This window comes from Allobosea sp. CRIB-10 (assembly GCF_900112185.1).
Classification (GTDB): Bacteria; Pseudomonadota; Alphaproteobacteria; order Rhizobiales; family Beijerinckiaceae; genus Allobosea.
In genome coordinates, this window is record NZ_FOKP01000007.1 from 147,784 (window position 1) to 166,028 (window position 18,245).

17 protein-coding genes are annotated in these 18,245 nt (G+C 66.9%); 10 read left to right on the forward strand and 7 right to left on the reverse strand.

Annotated features, from left to right (window positions below):
* Positions 1-90: 90 nt before the first annotated feature.
* Complete coding sequence (locus BMZ69_RS11860; RefSeq protein ID WP_092156839.1) at positions 91-1,911, reverse strand: IlvD/Edd family dehydratase; 1,821 nt, start codon at positions 1,909-1,911, stop codon at positions 91-93.
* 339 nt (positions 1,912-2,250) lie between these two features.
* Between BMZ69_RS11860 and BMZ69_RS11865 the strand changes: the two genes are divergently transcribed.
* Together BMZ69_RS11865 and BMZ69_RS11870 are read left to right on the forward strand one after the other, a co-directional pair.
* On the forward strand, positions 2,251-3,435 hold the full coding sequence (locus tag BMZ69_RS11865) for a pyridoxal phosphate-dependent aminotransferase (protein WP_092156840.1): 1,185 nt from the start codon (positions 2,251-2,253) through the stop codon (positions 3,433-3,435).
* 5 nt (positions 3,436-3,440) lie between these two features.
* The gene (locus BMZ69_RS11870) at positions 3,441-3,773 is read left to right on the forward strand and encodes an NIPSNAP family protein (protein WP_092156915.1); all 333 of its coding nucleotides are present in this window, start codon (positions 3,441-3,443) and stop codon (positions 3,771-3,773) included.
* Here BMZ69_RS11870 and BMZ69_RS11875 read toward each other — a convergent pair.
* Positions 3,757-5,070 carry an MFS transporter gene (locus BMZ69_RS11875; RefSeq protein WP_092156841.1) on the reverse strand — a complete coding sequence of 438 codons (1,314 nt, stop codon included), beginning with the start codon at positions 5,068-5,070 and terminating at the stop codon, positions 3,757-3,759. The two genes, BMZ69_RS11870 and BMZ69_RS11875, sit on opposite strands and share 17 nt — an antisense overlap.
* A 70-nt stretch (positions 5,071-5,140) precedes the next feature.
* Positions 5,141-6,034, reverse strand: a complete 894-nt coding sequence (locus tag BMZ69_RS11880; RefSeq protein ID WP_092156842.1) for a tellurite resistance TerB family protein — start codon at positions 6,032-6,034, stop codon at positions 5,141-5,143.
* 276 nt (positions 6,035-6,310) lie between these two features.
* On the opposite strand from BMZ69_RS11880, the gene ykgO reads away from it, so the two are divergent.
* The 6 genes from ykgO to BMZ69_RS11910 all read left to right on the forward strand — a co-directional run bounded on the left by ykgO (position 6,311) and on the right by BMZ69_RS11910 (position 12,015).
* Entirely contained in the window at positions 6,311-6,436 is a 126-nt protein-coding gene (ykgO, locus tag BMZ69_RS11885) for a type B 50S ribosomal protein L36 (protein WP_038363015.1), read from the forward strand.
* Between the two features lie 167 nt (positions 6,437-6,603).
* Complete coding sequence (locus BMZ69_RS11890; protein ID WP_092156843.1) at positions 6,604-7,248, forward strand: tetratricopeptide repeat protein; 645 nt, start codon at positions 6,604-6,606, stop codon at positions 7,246-7,248.
* Positions 7,249-7,460: 212 nt separating this feature from the next.
* Positions 7,461-7,874: an MbcA/ParS/Xre antitoxin family protein gene (locus BMZ69_RS11895; protein WP_092156844.1), complete on the forward strand. Its 414-nt coding sequence runs from the start codon at positions 7,461-7,463 to the stop codon at positions 7,872-7,874.
* Positions 7,871-8,611 (forward strand): RES family NAD+ phosphorylase, encoded by a 741-nt coding sequence (locus BMZ69_RS11900; RefSeq protein ID WP_092156845.1) that lies wholly within the window; start codon positions 7,871-7,873, stop codon positions 8,609-8,611. The genes BMZ69_RS11895 and BMZ69_RS11900 overlap by 4 nt, the downstream gene beginning before the upstream one ends.
* 508 nt (positions 8,612-9,119) lie before the next feature.
* Entirely contained in the window at positions 9,120-10,106 is a 987-nt protein-coding gene (locus tag BMZ69_RS11905) for a GlxA family transcriptional regulator (protein ID WP_092156846.1), read from the forward strand.
* Between the two features lie 67 nt (positions 10,107-10,173).
* On the forward strand, positions 10,174-12,015 hold the full coding sequence (locus tag BMZ69_RS11910) for a putative bifunctional diguanylate cyclase/phosphodiesterase (RefSeq protein ID WP_092156847.1): 1,842 nt from the start codon (positions 10,174-10,176) through the stop codon (positions 12,013-12,015).
* Between the two features lie 99 nt (positions 12,016-12,114).
* Here the strand turns inward: BMZ69_RS11910 and pncB are convergent, their stop codons facing one another.
* The 4 genes from pncB to BMZ69_RS11930 all read right to left on the reverse strand — a co-directional run bounded on the left by pncB (position 12,115) and on the right by BMZ69_RS11930 (position 16,845).
* Positions 12,115-13,419: a nicotinate phosphoribosyltransferase gene (gene pncB, locus BMZ69_RS11915; protein ID WP_092156848.1), complete on the reverse strand. Its 1,305-nt coding sequence runs from the start codon at positions 13,417-13,419 to the stop codon at positions 12,115-12,117.
* Between the two features lie 175 nt (positions 13,420-13,594).
* Positions 13,595-15,034 (reverse strand): pyruvate kinase, encoded by a 1,440-nt coding sequence (pyk, locus tag BMZ69_RS11920; RefSeq protein ID WP_092156849.1) that lies wholly within the window; start codon positions 15,032-15,034, stop codon positions 13,595-13,597.
* 90 nt (positions 15,035-15,124) lie between these two features.
* On the reverse strand, positions 15,125-15,562 hold the full coding sequence (locus BMZ69_RS11925; RefSeq protein ID WP_092156850.1) for a DUF1036 domain-containing protein: 438 nt from the start codon (positions 15,560-15,562) through the stop codon (positions 15,125-15,127).
* On the reverse strand, positions 15,559-16,845 hold the full coding sequence (locus tag BMZ69_RS11930; RefSeq protein ID WP_244543336.1) for a glycerate kinase type-2 family protein: 1,287 nt from the start codon (positions 16,843-16,845) through the stop codon (positions 15,559-15,561). The genes BMZ69_RS11925 and BMZ69_RS11930 overlap by 4 nt, the downstream gene beginning before the upstream one ends.
* 242 nt (positions 16,846-17,087) lie before the next feature.
* On the opposite strand from BMZ69_RS11930, the gene BMZ69_RS11935 reads away from it, so the two are divergent.
* Together BMZ69_RS11935 and BMZ69_RS11940 are read left to right on the forward strand one after the other, a co-directional pair.
* On the forward strand, positions 17,088-17,876 hold the full coding sequence (locus BMZ69_RS11935; RefSeq protein WP_092156852.1) for an N-formylglutamate amidohydrolase: 789 nt from the start codon (positions 17,088-17,090) through the stop codon (positions 17,874-17,876).
* Positions 17,877-17,955: 79 nt separating this feature from the next.
* Positions 17,956-18,198: a DUF2312 domain-containing protein gene (locus BMZ69_RS11940; RefSeq protein WP_092156853.1), complete on the forward strand. Its 243-nt coding sequence runs from the start codon at positions 17,956-17,958 to the stop codon at positions 18,196-18,198.
* Positions 18,199-18,245: the final 47 nt, after the last annotated feature.

Consider the following 18,245-nt stretch of genomic DNA (forward strand, 5'->3'; position numbering starts at 1 on the left):
TCAGCCCCGCTCCCACGCATCTGCCGGCGAGGCGCGATGCACCGCGGGAATGGCCGGCGGCAGGAGCTCCGCCGCCAGCCTTGTGCGGTGTCAGTGGTTGTCGCGCGGCACGCCGAACTTCTTGTGGATCTTCTGGTACTTGACCGCCGGCTTCAGGACCATGCCCTCGGAGAGCTCGTCGACGATCTTGCGCTGGATCTCCTGCCAGGGCGTCTGGCTCTTCGGGTACTTGTAGCCGCCGGCCGCCTTCAGCTCGGCGCGGCGCTTCTCCAGCTCCTCGTCCGAGATCAGGATGTTGGCGGTGCGCTTCTTCAGGTCGATGCGGACCTTGTCGCCGGTCTTGAGCAGCGCGAGGCCGCCGCCGGTCGCCGCTTCCGGCGAGGCGTTGAGGATCGAGGGCGAGCCCGAAGTGCCGGACTGGCGGCCGTCGCCGACGCAAGCGAGCGCGGTGACGCCCTTCTTGATCAGGTAATCCGGCGGCCGCATGTTGACGACCTCGGCCGCGCCGGGGTATCCGACCGGGCCGACGCCACGGATGAAGAGAACCGTGTGCTCGTCGATCGCGAGCGCGGGATCGTCGATGCGGTGGTGATAGTCCTCCGGCCCGTCGAAGACGACGGCCTTGCCCTCGAAGGCCATCGGGTCCTTCGGGTTCTCGAGATAGCGCTTGCGGAACTCCGGCGTGATCACCGAGGTCTTCATGATCGCCGAGTCGAAGAGGTTGCCGGAGAGGTTGAGGAACCCGGCCTCCTTCTTCATCGGCTCGTCATAGGCCTTGATGACCTCGCGGTCGCCCGAGAAGGCGCCTTCGCAGTTCTCGATATGGGTCTTGCCGTTGGCGGTGATCGCCGGCTTCAGCTTGCCCTTGGCGATCAGCTCGGCGATCACGGCGGGCAGGCCGCCGGCGCGATAATAGTCCTCGCCGAGATATTCGCCGGCCGGCTGCATGTTGACCAGCAGCGGCGTGTCGTAGCCGATCTTGGTCCAGTCCTCGTTGTCGAGCTTGACGCCGATATGCTTGGCGATGGCGTTGACGTGGATCGGGGCATTGGTCGAGCCGCCGATCGCCGAGTTGATGACGATGGTGTTCTCGAAGGCTTCGCGGGTCAGGATCTTCGAGGGGATCAGGTTCTCCCAGACCATCTCGACGATGCGGCGGCCGGTGAGATAGGCCATCTCGTAGCGGTCGCGATAGGGCGCGGGGATCGCGGCGGCGCCGGGCAGGGTCATGCCCATCGCCTCGGCGAGCGCGTTCATGGTCGAAGCCGTGCCCATGGTGTTGCAGTGGCCCGCGGACGGTGCGGACGACGCAACCAGGTCGACGAAGCCGCGATAATCGATCTCGCCGGCGGCCATCATCTGGCGCGCCTTCCAGACGATCGTGCCCGAACCGGTGCGCTCGCCGCGGAAGGAGCCGTTCAGCATCGGTCCGCCCGGCAAGGCGATCGCCGGAATGTCGACCGTCGCCGCAGCCATGATCTGCGCCGGGGTGGTCTTGTCGCAGCCCGTCGTCAGCACGACGCCGTCGATCGGGTAGCCGTAGAGGATTTCGACCAGCGAGAGGTATTGCAGGTTGCGGTCGAGCGAAGCGGTCGGCCGCTTGCAGGTTTCCTGGATCGGATGGATCGGGAATTCGAAGGGCACGCCGCCCATCTCGCGGATGCCGTCGCGGACGCGGGAGGCTAATTCGAGGTGATGGCGATTGCAGGGGGCGATGTCGGAGCCGGTCTGGGCGATGCCGATGATCGGGCGGCCGGACTGCAACTCCTCGCGCGACAGGCCGAAATTCATGGTGCGCTCGATATAGAGCGCGGTCATGTCGGCATTGGCGGGATTGTCGAACCAGGCCTTGGAGCGCAACTGCTCCGGCTTGATCCTGCGGACCGGCTTCTTCCCAGGCGTCTTGGCCATCCCGTCATTCCCTCTCGCAGCCAGGCGGCATTCGTGCCGCTTCGGCATCATCTTTAAATCGATTTGATCGACAGAGCATGCCGATCGGAAGCGAAGTGGCAAGAACACTTGCCCCAGTTGCTGTATGCTGCATACAACGACTTGGCGCGCCGTGCCAATCGCTTGGAGGGCGCCGCTGCCAGAAGAAGTCGCCACAGCGCAGTTTGCAAGTGTTCCAGATGCGTCCCTGTCGCGACCGGAACGCAGAAGACGGGCTTGCGCGGCCGGCGGCTTTGCGGCCAAGACAGGTTTGGAATACGTGGCGACGGAAGATCGGCCGCGAGCGAAGAGGAAACCGCCATGACGCTGCACGTCGTCCCATCTTTCGGCCGGATCGGTGAGGAGAACGCCTTCGCCGTGCTCGCCCGCGCGACCGAATTGCAGCGCCAGGGCAAGGACATCATCAATCTCGGCATCGGCCAGCCGGATTTCCCGACGCCCGAGCACATCGTCGAAGCCGCGGTGAAGGCGCTGCGCGACGGCCATCACGGCTACACGCCGGCCAACGGCATTCTGCCCTTGCGCGAGGCGGTCGCGGCCGATCTGCACAAGCGCTTTGCCGTGAACGTCTCGCCGGAGGAGGTGATGATCGTGCCGGGCGGCAAGGTCACCATGTTCATGGCGATCCTGATGTTCGGCGAGCCCGGCGCCGAGATCCTCTATCCCGATCCGGGCTTCCCGATCTACCGCTCGATGATCGAGTACACCGGCGCGACGCCGGTGCCGGTGCCGATCCGCGAGGAGAACGGCTTCGCCTTCTCGGCCGAGGAGACGCTGGCGCTGATCACGCCGAAGACCAGGCTGCTGATCGTCAACTCGCCGGCGAACCCGACCGGCGGCGTCACCCCCAAGGCCGAGGTCGACAGGCTCGTCGCCGGGCTGGCGCAGTTCCCCGATGTCGCCGTGATGTCGGACGAGATTTACGACCAGATGCTCTATGACGGCGAGAAGCATGTCTGCCTGCTGAGCTATCCCGAGATCCGCGACCGGCTGATCCTGCTCAATGGCTGGTCGAAGACCTATGCCATGACCGGCTGGCGCATGGGTTTCTCGGTCTGGCCGAAGCCGCTCTACGACAATGCCCGCAAGCTCGCGGTGAACTCGCATTCCTGCGTCAACGCTCCCGCGCAATGGGCGGGCCTCGCCGCCCTGACCGGTCCGCAGGATGCGGTCGCGATGATGCTGGCGGAGTTCGACCGGCGCCGGAAGGCGGTGGTGGCGGGTCTCAATGGCCTGCCGGGCGTCTCCTGCATCGTGCCGAAGGGCGCCTTCTACGCTTTCCCGAACGTCTCGCAGACCGGTTGGAAGGCGAAGAAGCTGGCCTCGGCGCTGCTGGAGGAGACCGGCGTCGCCACGATCGGTGGGCCGGATTTCGGCGTGCATGGCGAGGGCTATATCCGCCTCTCCTACGCCAATTCGCTGGAGAACATCGAGCTCGCGCTGGGGCGGATGGGCGAGTTCCTGAAGAGTGCGAAGGCGGCCTGACGATGATGATCACCTGCCATCTGCGCTATATCGTCGACCCGTACCAACTCCCGGCCTTCGAGGCTTATGGCAAGGCGTGGATCCGGCTCGTCGAGAAGTTCGGCGGCAAGCACCACGGCTATTTCATGCCGTCGGAAGGCACCTCCAACGTCGCGCTGGCGATGTTCAGCTTCCCGTCCTTCGCGGACTACGAGGCCTATCGCGAGGCCTCGTTCAAGGATGCCGAATGCCTTGCCGTGGTCGCCGAGAACGACAAGCATCGCTTCATCATTAGCTATGAGCGCAGCTTCTTCCGGCCGGTGTTCGAGGACGATCAGGGCGTCAAGCGGGCGCCCTGACGCGCCCCGGCACCAACCGGACCTTGCGCGGCGCCGCCAGCCAGATCGCTGCCGCCGAGATAAAGCAGCAGGCGATCACCAGCAGGAAGGCGAGGCGATAGCTGCCGGTGGCGTCATGGATCGTGCCGGCAAGCCAGGGGCCGGCCGCGCCGCCGCCGAGCAGCGCAACCGTGACCGTCCCGAAGATCGCGCCGAAATGCGGTCCCTCGAAAATCTCGAAGACGATTGGGCCCATCACCGAGGTGATCGCGTAGCCCAGGAAGCCCTGCGTGATCACCATCACATAGAGCAGCAGGGGCGACGGGGTGTGCTCCAGCGCGATCAGCGCGGCATAACAGATGGCGAAGCCGAGGCAGCCGATCATCCAGATCCATTCGCGGCCGATACGATCGGACAGGGCGCCGAGAGCGATCTGGCCGGGGATGGCCACGGCGCTGACCAGCCCCAGCGCCCAGGCGGCGGTGAGCGGGGAAAAACCGACCTCGATCAGATATTTGGTCTGGTGGACCTGCACGGCATACCAGGCGATCAGCGCGCAGAAATAGCCGATCATGATCCACCACAGGCGCGCCGTGCGCAGCGCTCGTCCCAGCGTCCATTCGATCGCGACCCAGGCCGGATCGACCACGGCCGCCTTGCGCTGCGCGGCGACGACGCCGGGCGGGCCGGTCTCGCCATCCGGCAGCAGGCCGAGATCCTGCGGCTTGCGGCGGACCAGCAGGTTGAGCGGGCCGAGCAGGACGAGCACGAGCAGGCCCATGATCCAGCAGGCGGCGCGCCAGCCGTCACGGCTGATGATCGATTGCAGCCAGGGCAGGAGCAGCAGCGCGCCGACGCCGACGCCGGAGAAGGCGATGCTGATCGCGAAGGCGCGGCGGCGCACGAACCAGTTCGGCAGGAACAGCGACTGCGCCGAGAAACTCATCAGATTGGCGCCGCAGCCGACGAGGACGCCGAGCGTCAGATAAAGATGCCAGGCGGCGCCGATGGCGGGCGCGATCAGCAGGCCCGCCGCCAGCATCGCCACGCCGATCTCGATCACGACACGCGGGCCGTGCCGGTCCATCATGCGGCCGACGAAGGTGCTGGTCACGGCCGAGAGCAGGAAGCCGAATGAGAAGGCGCCCGAAGCGAGGCCGCGATCCCAGCCGAACTCGTCGATCAGCGGCGGCAGCAGCAGCGAGAAGGCCGTGCGTGCGCTGACCGCGATCGCCATGGTGACGAAGGCGATGCCGATGATGATCCAGCCATAATAGAACGGCAGGCGCGCCGACCAATGCGGGGATGATGGTTGCATCCCCTATCCGTCAGCCGTGCGCGCCGGGCGGTCAATCCACGCCCGGCGCACTCCAGCTCTGCGTCAGCGGTCAGGCCTTGGCGGCGCTGGCGGCGGCGTCGATGTTGGCGACCAGCTCGGCATCGAGGCCGAGCGAGCCGGCGAGACCGGCGAGGAAGTCCTTCTCCGCCGGCGTGTCCGGATTGATGGCGATGCGGGCGGCCGTATAGATCTGCGCGGCGAGTTCGGGGCTCTCGGCGCCTTCGACCAGCGTATCGACGCTCGCCGGGTTCGCGAGCTCCCGGCTGAGCCACTCATTGGCTTCGGCATCGAGGCCGGCCTCGCGCAGCCCGCCCATGATGGCGTTGCGCTCGGCATCGTCGATATGGCCGTCGGAGGCGGAGGCCGCGATCATGGCGCGAATGAAGAGCAGCGCATGCTCGTTCTTCGCCGCTTCCGGCTCGAAGCCGGAGCCGGCGGGAGCGGGCAGAGCAGGCTGCTGGTCGGCGCCGAGCAGCGGCTTGCCGGCCTGATAGTTCTGATAGGCCTTGTAGGCGAGGCCGCCGATCAGGGCGAGGCCGCCGATCTTGGCAGCGGAGCCCGCCAGCGAGCGGCCGGCCGAGGTGCCGAAGATCAGCGCGCCGAGGCCGCCGAGCACGGCGCCGGCGGCGAGCTGATTGCCGCCGAGCATGCCCCTGGCCTGCTCGATCAATTGCTCAGGCGTCTTGCCGCCGGAAAGCTGGCCGACGATGTCGGTCGCGCCCTGCTGCAGGCCGGTATTGCGGGCGGCATCCTGCACGCCCTGGCTGGCCTGGCCGAAGATCTGGCCGGCCATGCCGCCAAGGCCGCCGGCGCCGCCGGCCTGCTGGACCTGCTGGGCGAGATTGCCGAGCACGCCGCCCAGCCCGCCGGCCTGGCCGCCCTGGGCGCCAGCCTGGCTGCCCGCATTGACGAGGGCATCGAGGAGGGACTTGGCGTTGAACATCGAGAATGCTCCCTGATAGGTCTGCCGTCGCCGCAATCTAGGCATGCGCCAGCCGGGATACTAGGGCGGCCATGCGATTGCGACGGGAGCATGACGCATGCGATCTTCAGGCGGAAAAACGCGCGGGGCCTTGCCAATCGTCGTAAAATCCTTATACAGCCGGCCATCGCATCAGGCGCGCATGTCGTTTGCTCGATGAGAGCCGGGTTCCGGTTCGCGTCGCCTTCAGTTTTTTGACCGGTTCTGCCGTAGGGCGGGCCGATGGGAGTACGGGCTATGAAGATCCGCAATTCGCTGAAGTCGCTGCGCGCCCGCCATCGCGACAACCAGCTCGTGCGCCGCAAGGGCCGCGTCTACATCATCAACAAGGTCCAGAAGCGCTTCAAGGCGCGTCAGGGCTGAGGTTTCGCGCGGTCTTATCAGGCTGCGCCGCCGGCTGCCTTGTCGAGATTGAGAAAGCGGGCTGCACATCGTGCGGCCCGCTTTTTTGGCGCGCACTCGTCTCCGTTCCTGGTGATCTCGCTGGGCCGTGAATTGACGTCGGGCCTCGTCGGGCCCACTTTGAGGGCATGGGACTCTCTCGTCTTGCCCGTCTCGCGCTGATTCCGGGGCTGCTCCTGGCGGTTGCGCCAGGCGCGATTGCGCAGCAGGCGCCGCTGCGTGACGGCGCCGTGCCGAACGCCGACCGCGACGACAAGCCGAACCTGCCGGAAGCGCCGCCGCCGCGCAGCCCGGCCGCAACCCTCGACCGCCTGTTCGAGCGCCTCGCGGCAGCAAAGACCGCCGAAGAGGCGAAAGGCATCGCCAATCTGATCCAAAGGCGCTGGGCCCGATCGGGCTCCGACACGGCCGACCTGCTGATGACCCGCGCGCAGGACGCTCTGAAGGCACGCGAATTGCCGCTGGCGATCGAGCTGCTCGACCGTGTCATCACCCTCGAGCCCGATTGGGCGGAAGGCTGGAATCAACGGGCGAATGCGCTGTTCCTGCAGGGCGATCCGATTCGCTCTCTGCTTGATATCGCCGAGACGCTGAAGCGCGAGCCCCGCCATTACGGCGCAATGATGGGGCTCGGCACGATCCTGCGCCAGCAAGGCGACGACAAGCGCGCCATGGTCGCCTATCGGCAGGCGCTCGCGGTCTATCCGCAGCTCGAAGCGGTCAAGGACGCGGTCGAATCGCTCAAGCTCGAGGTCGACGGCCGCGACGCGTGAGGCGTTCCACGCTCCAGCGAATCCCTAACCTCCGTCATTCCGGACAAGCGTCGAAGGCGCGCAGTTCCGGAATCCATCGTAGAGCGCAGTTCCCTACGATGGATTCCGGCGTTCCGCTTCGCTGCAGCCGGAATGACGAGGAGGGATAGGCGTAGAATAGCCTTGCCATTTGGCAGCATTTTACCTATCTTCTGCCATATGGAGATCGCCCCATGAGCCAGCTCTCGCCGGTTCCGACTGCCCCGGACGCCTTCTCGCCCGCTGCGATCACCGAAGCGGAGGCCGCCGCGATGTTCCGAGCGGCCGTGAACCTGTTCCGTCTCTGGGGGTTGACCGATGAGGAAGCCGCTGTGCTGCTCGATCAGCCGGTGCGCAGCTATCGGCGCTGGAAGGCGGGTGAGATCGGCCGCATCGACCGCGACGCCAAAGCGCGCCTCTCCAACCTGATGGGCATCCACAAGGCGCTGCGCCTGATCTTCCGCGAGCCGCAGCGCGGCTATGCCTGGATCAAGGTGGGCAACGAGGCCTTCGGCGGCAAATCGGCACTGGAGGTCATGCTCGGCGGCGAGCTCACCGATCTGATGCGGGTGCGGCGCTATCTCGACGCGGAGCGCGGGCTCTGGTGAGCGCCGGGGATTTTCCGGTCGCGCAGGTCGCATGGCCCGGCGCGGTCCGCATCATCCGCAGCGCCTTCCCGCCGATCGACCTGTTCGAGGACATTGCCGATCCGGCCGATTGGCCCCTGCTGATCCTGGCGGAGATGAAGACCAATCCGCGCCTGATGGAGACGATCGGCAATCTCGATCTGGTGCCGCCGTCCCGCCGCGTCTCCGGCCCCGGCGCGAGCTGGCTGATGGCGCCGTTCACCCATGTCAGCCGCGACCGGCCGAGCCGCTTCAGCGACGGTTCCTTCGGCGTGCTCTATGTCGCCGAGAGCTTCGAGACGGCATTGTTCGAGACGATCCACCACCATGGCCGCTTCATGGCGCGCACCAGGGAGCCGCCCGGCTGGACGTCGCAGTTCCGGGAGCTCGTCCTGTCGATCGATGTAGCCCTGCATGATCTGCGCGGCGAGCGGGCCGGGGAGAGCGCGCTGTTGCAACCGGACGACTATGCCGAGAGCCAGGCGTTGGGAGTGAGGCTGCGCGCCGCGAAGTCGGAGGGTGTCGTCTATCCGAGCGTTCGCCGCAGGGGCGAGGACTGCGCCGGGCTGTTCTGGCCGGACCTCGCAAGCAATGCCATGCAGGGCCGGCATCTCGACTATCACTGGAACGGCGAGCGGGTCGACCTCTACCGCGAGGCGGGAACGGGGAGAGTGTTCCGGATCGGGGGGCTTGATCGCAGCCCGCGCCAGTCTGAGTAGGCCCGGAATGGAGGCTTTGCGGCGTGGCTTCGTATTCGGAATGAGCCTGTCCCTGGGGGCTATGTCGATCTGACGCGTTTGGGCCTGATGCCACGCTCTTCAGAGCACGTGCAGGCTTGACATCCGGCGGTTATGGTCGCCGCATCTACGAGATCGGGCTCTATCGGGCTGAAGATCGTCCTGAATGGGCTGAGGATTTGCGCGCCATCGCGGTGGCATGGCGGTGCCAGCCGAGCCGGGGCATGTCGCGCTCGCTGACGCGGGTCTGAACCACTCCGAACTTGTTGGAGGCACCAACTCCTGAGGGGATGACGAACAAGACGACGGTCAAGTTTCAGCTTGAGCTGCGGTCTGCGGGGAGTCCATCTGATTTCCCGAGCAAATGGGCCGAGCCGGAAATGTCCGCCGCTCTCACAGCGCCTGTGAGACGCCCTCACCTCGAACGACTGGCTGCTGCGGGCTGGCCTCCCCGCACCTCCGGCCGCGACCTTTTCGAGGAGATGTCCGCATGCGGATCATTATCTTCGTGCCTTCCAACGTTCACTCGCTGGAACTCGCTGGCTTGATGGACGTGTTTGCCGAAGCGAACGCGCGTGCTGCTGGGGCGTTCTACGAGGTTGGCGTCGTCGCGGAAGAAGACCGCCCGATCCGTTGCGGGTCGGGGCTGAGAGTCCTGCCGGACTCAGATTACCGCATGAGTCTGAAGGATCCCGACACGCTTCTCGTGGCCGGGAGCGTCGGCATTCCCAGCGCGCCAGGCCGGGATATGATCGACTGGCTGGCCCGGACTGCCCCGCGGACGCGGCGCTACGGCTCGGTCTGCACGGGGGCCTTCCTGCTTGGTGACGCCGGGCTCCTTGGCGGCCGCCACGTGGCGACGCACTGGCAGTACGCGCCACTCCTGGCCGAACGCTTCCCGGACGCGAAGGTGGACGGCGATCGTGTCTTCGTCCGGGATGGCGCGATGGTCACCTCCGCCGGGTCGAGCGCGGCGATCGATCTCGGCCTTTCGCTGGTCGAGGAGGATCTCGGCCGGGACGTTGCGCTTTATGTCGCCCGTCGCCTGGTCGTGTTCCTGAAGAGGCCAGGGGACCAGTCTCAGTTCAGCATGCATCTGGCGGCGCAAGCCGTCGACCGCAGCCGGCTCTACAAGGTCCAGCAATACATCCTGAGCCATCCCGATGCCGACCTGTCGGTCAATGCCCTGGCGAACGTCGCCGCGATGAGCCCGCGCAATTTCACGCGCGTCTTCACGCAGGAGGTCGGCATCTCGCCGTCGGAATACGTCGATCTCACGCGGATCGATGTTGCGCGCTTTCTGCTGGAGGGCAGCCGGCTACCGATCGATTCGATCGCCGCGAAAAGCGGCTTCGGTTCCGCGCGGGCGATGCGCCGCGCCTTCCTTGCGCATATCGGAGCGACGCCCTCGGATTACCGCGAACGGTTCCGGACGTCTGGAGACGGGTCGAGACCCACTATGTCCGAAATCGGCTGACGGTTGTCCCGAAACGACCGTGCCCGCGGATTGTCCGACAACGGGCAACCGCGCCATTGCTCGGGCCATGAAAGACTACAAAGAACTGAAGCCCTCGGGGTTCATGAAGTTCGCGCCGAAACCGTTCGGCAGTTGCGGGGACCTCAGCTCGGACGCCCTGCTGCGCTCGGTTCTGCCCACGCTCGTCGAGGAATTCTCCGACGGAGTAGTGATCGGCCGGGTTTCGGCAGGGAACGGGCCGCTCATTTACGTGAACAGGGCCTTCGAACGGCTGACGGGCTATGCGCGACACGAGGCGCTCGGAAAGGACTGTCGCTATCTGCAAGGCAATGAACGCGAGCAGCCGGAAGTCGCCCGTATCGGAGCGGCGATCAGGGCGGCCGAACCGGTGGACGTGATCCTGCGCAACCATCGGAAGGACGGCTCGGCCTTCTGGAACAGCCTCAGCCTCAGACCATTCACGGTCGGCGGCGAACTGCTCTATCTCGGCATTCTTCGGGATGTGTCGGCGACTCGCCAGACCGAGATCGACCTCGATCGCGCCGCGAACCTCGACCTTGCAACAGGGTGTCTCAACCGGCAGGCGTTCATCGTCGCTGCGGAAAGGCGTTTCGCGACACGCGCGGGTCCGGTTCTGATCGTCAAGCTCGACGTGATCGGCTTCCACGACATCAACGCCGGATATGGCTTCGATGTCGGGGACGCGCTGCTGCTGGAAACCGGCCGCCGATTGCGGGCGACCGGGGCTGCCCTGGTCGCCCGGATCGGAGCGAACGAGTTCGCCCTGGCTTTCGAACCGACGCATGACGCAAGCGGGCCGCCGATTGTCGCCGAGATCTGCGCTGCGCTCGCCCCGGACTTCGTGATCCCGGGAGCGAACGTTCCTTTGCGCTTCGCCGTCGGCTATGCGCTCGGTCAGCCCGACGGCACCGCGATCTCCTTGATCCGGAATGCCGGCGCAGCACTCCATGCGGCGAAATCGGCTCCGTTGAGCGGCCCTCGCCGGTTTCAGCGCGCAGATGAGGACGAGGCGCGCAACAGAGTTCAACTGACCCGCGAGTTGAAGGCCGCTCTCGCAAGCGACCAGTTTTTCCACCATTTCCAGCCCCAGATCGACCTCGTGACCGGCGAGTGGGTGGGTGCGGAAGCCCTGATGCGATGGAACCACCCCCTGTTTGGCGTGCTGCCGCCGGGCCGATTCATTGAGGCGGCGGAGCGGATCGGCCTGCTGCTCGATCTCGGCGAGCGCGGCCTTGCCGCCGTCGCCGCCTTCGCGCGCAAGATCAATCAACACCGTGAACGGCCGCTACGCTTCTCGGTGAACGTGTCCGCCACTGAATTCCTGCACCGCGACATGGCGGAGATCGTCGACCGGGTGATCCGAAAGGCCGGTGTCGAACCCGCCTGGCTGACGCTCGAGATCACCGAAAGCATGTTTCTCAACGACACGCCGGGCGTGCTGGCGGCCATGCGCCGGCTGCGGGACCTCGGCGTCGGCCTATCGGTTGATGATTTCGGGACCGGCTATTCGAACCTGCGCCTGCTCGAGGTGTTTCCGGTCACGGAGATCAAGATCGACCGGAGCTTCGTCGCCGAACTGGCCGCAAGTCATTCGAAGATGGTCATCGTCCGGGCCATCATCGACCTCGGGCGCGCCTTGGGTACTGCCGTCGTGGCGGAGGGGGTGGAAACCGAGGCCCAGCGCGCGCTGCTGGCCGGCATGGGCTGTCCGATCGGCCAAGGCTATCTGTTCGGTCCTCCCGAAGACGGCGAAGGTTTCGCAGCGAAGCTCCGTCTGGCATCCCCCGAGGGACAGACCAATCGCGCAACGAGAGATGACCGCTTTCGCGCCAAGACGCCATTCGGCTCCCTCTTGCCCCTTCATCCCGCACGCGACGGCAATCGCTGACGGCCAAGCGCTTCCAGGCACTGCCTATGGCTTGTGCCATATGAGAAACTCGGAGGAAGCACGACCGCCGACGGAAGCAGCAGCGCGGAGAAGCCGCCGCTAAACCCTGACCGCCTTCGCCTTCCGGTCCGCCCCGCCGAATACCCGCAGATACCTCGCGATCTCCGCCGGGTCTCCTGTCGCCTTGTTCGGGTTGTCGGAGAGCTTCACCGCCGGGCGGCCATTGGCGCTGACGACCTTGCAGACCAGCGAGATCGGGTCGAGATCGGGCGTGCCGACCGGCGAGCAGCCGACGAAGTCGTTGGTCAGGTTGGTGCCCCAGCCGAAGCCGGTGCGGACGCGGCCATGGAAATGACGATAGGCCTCCTCGATCGAGTCGATGTCCATGCCGTCGGAGAAGATCAGCAGCTTGCTCTTCGGGTCGCTCCCCTGCGACTGCCACCAGGCGATGATCTGTTCGCCGGCCTCGATCGGGGGGGCGCTGTCGGGGCGAAAGCCGGTCCAGTCGGCGAGCCAGGCGGGCGCGTCGCGCAGGAAGGCGGTGGTGCCGAAGGCGTCCGGCAGCACGATCAGCAGGTTGCCGCCATAGACCTGGCGCCATTCGTCGAGCACGCGATAGGGCGCGCGCTTCAATTCCTCGTCGCTGTCGGCCAGCGCGGCCAGCACCATCGGCAATTCATGCGCGTTGGTGCCGATCGCCTCGAGATCGTTCTCCATGGCGAGCAGGACGTTGGAGGTGCCGGTGAAGGTCGGCCCCAGTCCCTCCTTCAGCGCCTCGACGCACCAGCGCTGCCAGAGATGGCCATGGCGGCGGCGCGTGCCGAAATCTGAGATGCGCAGGTCGGGCAGCTTCTTCAGCCGCTCGACCTTGTCCCAGAGCTTCGACTTGGCGCGGGCATAGAGCACGTCGAGGGCGAAGCGGTCCCAGGTCTTGAGCGCCTGGCGCGAGCGCAGCTCGTTGACGATGGCGAGGGCCGGAATCTCCCACATCATCGAATGGGTCCAGGGGCCGGGGAAGGTCAGCTCGTACTGGCCGTCGACCTTGCGCAGCTCGTACTCCGGCAGGCGGAACTCGGCGAGCCAGGCGATGAAGTCCGGCGTGAACATCTGGGTCTTGCCGTAGAAGCTGTTGCCGGCGAGCCAGATCAGCTCCTTCTTGGTGAAGCGCAGTTCGCGGGCATGGTCGAGCTGGGCGCGCAGCTCGGCCTCCTCGATTACGTCGGCGAGGCGGATCTGCCGGGAGCGATTGATCAGGCCGAAGGTGACCTGCACCTCCGGATGGAAGCTCCTGATCATCTGCAGCATCAGGAGCTTGTAGAAATCGGTGTCGAGCAGGCTGCGGATGATCGGATCGAGCCGCCAGCTGTGATTATAGGTCCGGGTGGCGATGTCGGTGAGGGCCATGGGCGTCGCTGGCTCGCGGGGACAGACGCTCAAGCAGTAGAGCAGGGATCGCCGCAGGGGAATGGCGAGCCGCCCGCCGTCATTGCGAGGAGCATAGCGACGAAGCAATCCAGGGGGACGTCGAGCGCTGCCGCTCCTGGATTGCTTCGCTTACGCTCGCAATGACGGGAGAGGCTCACGCCTGCTCGACATGCTCCTTGGCGACGAAGGCGATGCGGACCATGTTGGTCGCGCCCGGCGTGCCGAAGGGAACGCCGGCGACGACGATCAGCCGGTCGCCCTCGGCGGCGAAGCCCTCGCGCACCGCGAACTTGCAGGCGCGGAAGGCCATGTCATCGACGTCGCTGGCGTCCTTGGTCACCACCGAATGGACGCCCCAGACCAGGGTGAGCCGGCGGGCCGTGGCAGCATTCGGCGTCAGCGCGACCACGGTCGAGTTCGGGCGCTCGCGAGCGATGCGGAAGGCGGTCGAGCCCGAGGACGTCCAGGCGGCGATCGCCTTGAGATGGAGCGCGTCGGCGATCTCGTGCGCCGCCTTGGCGATGGCATCGGCGCCGGTCGCTTCCGGCTCGGCCTTCTGCGATTCGAGGATGGAGCGGTAGATCGACTCGCTCTCCACCTCCTCGGCGATGCGGTTCATCATGGTCACCGCCTCGATCGGGTACTGGCCGGCGGCGCTCTCGGCCGAGAGCATGACGGCGTCGGCGCCCTCGAAGACGGCGGTGGCGACGTCCGAGACCTCGGCCCGGGTCGGGACCGGGGCGGTGATCATGCTCTCCAGCATCTGCGTCGCCACGACGACCGGCTTGCCCATGCGCCGCGCCATGCGGGTCATGCGCTTCTGCGTGCCCGGCACCTTCTCGATCGGCATCTCGACGCCGAGATCGCCGCGCGCCACCATGATCGCGTCGGAGGCCTCTATGATCTCTTCCAGCCGGGCCACGGCCTGCGGCTTCTCGATCTTGGCGAGCGCCAGCGCCCGCCCCCGGACGATCTTGCGGAGATCCGCCATGTCTTCCGGCCGCTGCACGAAGGAGGCGGCGATCCAGTCGACGCCGATCTCGGCCGCGGCCTCGGCGTCGGAGCGGTCCTTGTCGGTCATGGCCGAGACCGGTATCGTGGTGTCGGGCAGGCTGACGCCCTTGCGCGAGGAGAGCTTGCCGCCGACGATCACCTTGGTCACCGCCTGCTTCGGCGAGGCCTTCTCGACGACGAGGCGGATCTTGCCGTCGTCGAGAATGAGATGATGGCCGGGCTCCAGCGCCGTGAGGATTTCCGGATGCGGCAGGTGCACGCGCTTGACTGTCCCGAGGGCCGGATCGGCGTCGAGGATGAAGCGGGCGTCCTTCTCCAGCATCACCGCGCCGTCGCCGCCGAACTGGCCGACGCGCAGCTTCGGTCCCTGCAGGTCGGCGAGGATGCCGACCGGGCGGCGGAACTCCTTCTCCAGCCCGCGCAGCATCGCGACCTTGGCGGGAAGATCCTCGCGCTGGGTATGGCTCATATTGATGCGGAAGACATCGACGCCGGCCTTGAAAAGCGCCGCACACATCTCCGGGGTCGATGAGGCCGGCCCCAGCGTCGCGATGATCTTGATCCGCCGTTCCCGCCTCATCGCATCATCCCCATTAAAAGCCATATGCGCCTGCTGTCTGCAGGCCTCGCCGATTCAACCGATTAGGGCAAGCGGTCTGCTGCACCGCAATCATGGGCGCGGCGCCGCGCCGGCCGTGTCGGTGAGCTGGATCGTCCAGCCCTTCTGCTCGCCGGTGTCGACCTCGAAGAAGCCGGAGCGCTCATAGCCGCGCGCCAGGCAGTCCTCGATGCCGCGAATCGTGAATTCCTTGTTGCGCGTGCACATGACGGATTTGCCGGTCCATTCGCCGCCTTTGTCGTAGTCGACGGCATGGACGTAGTAGAAGCGTGCCGCCAACGTGCCGCGCAGCAGGGTCTCGCAGGCGCGTGGCGCCAGGTTCCACCAACCTTCGGTGACCCAGCCCTGCGCATCGCGATAGCCGAGGGCGACGCCGATGCGGCTGCCGGTGGTGTTGCACATGCGCAAATCGGCGAGCGCCGGGCCGGCTCCGGCGAGAAGCAGGCCGGCTGTGGATGCTGCCAGGAGAAGGGGTCTACTTCGGCTCATGGATCGATCAGAATCACGCGACAGTCATTGACATTGGTCAGGGTCGGGCCGGTCTGCAACAGGTCGCCAAGAGGCGAGAAGAAGCCCGTCGAGTCGTTCTGGCTCAGCGATTGGGCGGGATCGAGGCCAAGGGCGCGGGCGCGCGCCAACGTGGTCTCGTCGATCACCGCGCCGGCCGGGTCGGTCGCCTCGCCGCCGCCGCCATCGGTGCCGTCTGTGTCGCCGGAGAGCGCGACGATGCCGGACTCGCCGGCGAGCGCGAGCGCCAGGGCCAGGGCGAATTCCTGGTTCGGCCCGCCGCGGCCATTGCCGGCGATGGTGACGGTGAGCTCGCCGCCCGAGATCAGCGCGACGCGGCGCCCGGCGGCCTTGAGCTCCCGCGCCCGAGCCGCCTGCGCGGCTGCGACCTCGCGCGCTTCGCCTTCGAGATCGGGACCGAGATCGATCGGCTCGTAGCCGGCCTCGGCGGCAGCCTTCACCGCCGCGGCGATGGCGTCGGCCGGGCGGGCGACGATGCGGTAGTCGCTGCCAGCGAAGGCGGGATCGCCGGGCTTGGGCGTCTCGCTGGCATCGTCGGCGAGCAGGGCCCGTGCTGCCGGCGGCAGCGTCAGCCCGTAGCGGGCGACGATGGCGCGGGCATCGGCCATGCTGCTCGGATCGGGCACGGTCGGGCCTGAGGCGATCGCGGCGGGATCGTCATGCGGCACGTCGGAGACGGCGAGGGTGAGCAGCTTCGCCGGCGCGGCGGCGAGGGCGAGCCGGCCGCCCTTGATGCGCGATAGGCGCTTGCGCACGATGTTCATCTCGCCGATCGGCGCGCCGGAGCGCAGCAATGCCTTGTTGACTGCCTGCTTCTCGGCGAGCGCCAGCGTTCCGGCCGGTGCGACCCAGTTGGCCGAGCCGCCCCCGGACAGCAGCACCAGGACGAGGTCGTCGGCGGTGGCGGAGGCGGCGAGGTCGAGCGCCCGCGTCGCGCTGGCAATGCTGCCCTCGTCGGGCACGGGATGCCCGGCGGCCAGCATCGGGATGTGCCGGGTCTGCGCCTCGTAGCCATGGCGCGCCACGGCATGGCCGATGAAGCGTTCGGGCGAGAGCTTCAGGGTGTCGAGGTAATGCGCTTCGGCCAGGAGCGTCATGCTGCCGGCTGCCTTGCCGGCGGCGAGCAGGATCAGGCGGCCGTTCGGCGGAGGAGGGGGCAGATGCGCGGCGAGCCAGCTCCGGGGATGGGCACGGGCCACGGCGGCGTCGAAGATCCGGCGTGCGGTCTCTCGCCGCTGCGTGATTGCGTCCTGCCGCTGCTCCAAGCGTCTTCCCCGTGCGAATCTGCTGCTGGCAATCGACTTTCGTCTTAGCCACTTACTAGAGCATGTCCCGCGAAAGTGGATACGCCATTTGCGATCAGGACATGTTCCGGGATGGTGAATTGGTGCGGATTCTTTTCGCACTGCCGTTCCGGGCGAGGCGAAAGCACGCTATGTCGCGCCGGCGCGGGCGTCACCCGCGATCGATGATGTAATCCGAGGTCATGATGCGCGCGGAGGAGGGCTTGCAGAGCATCGCGCCGGCCCGGCGGCCCGGCGATGTCGAAATCATCACGGGAGACCCGGCGACGGGCATCCTGCTGCTCTGCGACCATGCGACGAACGCGATCCCGCCGGAGCTGAACCTGCTCGGCCTGCCGCCGCAGCAGCTCGAGCGCCACATCGCCTACGACATCGGCGCGGCCGAGATGACACGAGCGATGGCGCAGGCGCTCGGCGCGCCGGCCGTGCTCAGCAATTTCTCGCGGCTGCTGATCGACCCCAATCGCGGCCGCGACGATCCGACCCTGGTGATGCGGATCTCCGACGGCGCGATCGTCCCTGGCAATGCCCGGATCGACGAGGCCGGCATCGCCGAGCGGATCGCGCGTTACTACGCGCCCTATGACGCGGCGATCGATGCCGCGGTGGAGGCGGCGCTCGCGGCCGGCCAGCCGCCGGCGATCGTCTCACTGCACTCCTTCACGCCGTTCTGGAAGGGCGTGCCGCGGCCCTGGCATGCCGGCGTGCTCTGGGACAGGGAGGGGCGGCTGGCGCAGGCGCTGATCGCGGCGCTGCAGGCCGAAGGCGACCTGATCGTCGGCGACAACGAGCCCTATAATGGCGGCCTGCCGGGCGACACGATCGACCGGCATGCGACGCGCCGCGGCCTGCTCGACGCGCTGGTCGAGATCAGGCAGGACCTGATCGGCGAGCCGCATGCGGCCCGGGCCTGGGGCCTGCGGCTGGCGCGGCTCCTGCCGGGCGCGCTCGCCGCGGCGCGAGAGATGTGAACTCAGCGCCGTTCTTGCTTGACCTTGCCGCCCATCCTTGCGAACCCCTGCGGCCGAATTCCGAAGAAGGGTTATGAGAATGGACGATCCGGTTGCAGGCGATCAGCTCAAGAGCATCGTGCAGCGCATCGAGCGGCTCGAGGAAGAGAAGAAGACGATCGCCGACGACATCAAGGAGGTCTATGCCGAGGCCAAGGGCAACGGCTACGACGTCAAGGTGCTGCGCAAGGTGGTCGCGCTACGCAAACGCGACCTCGACGAGCGCAAGGAGGAAGAGGCGATCCTCGACCTCTATCTGCAGGCGGTCGGCGAGACGGCCTGAGGAGAACACCAAAACGCCGCCCAGCGTGTCCTGGGCGGCGTTTTGCT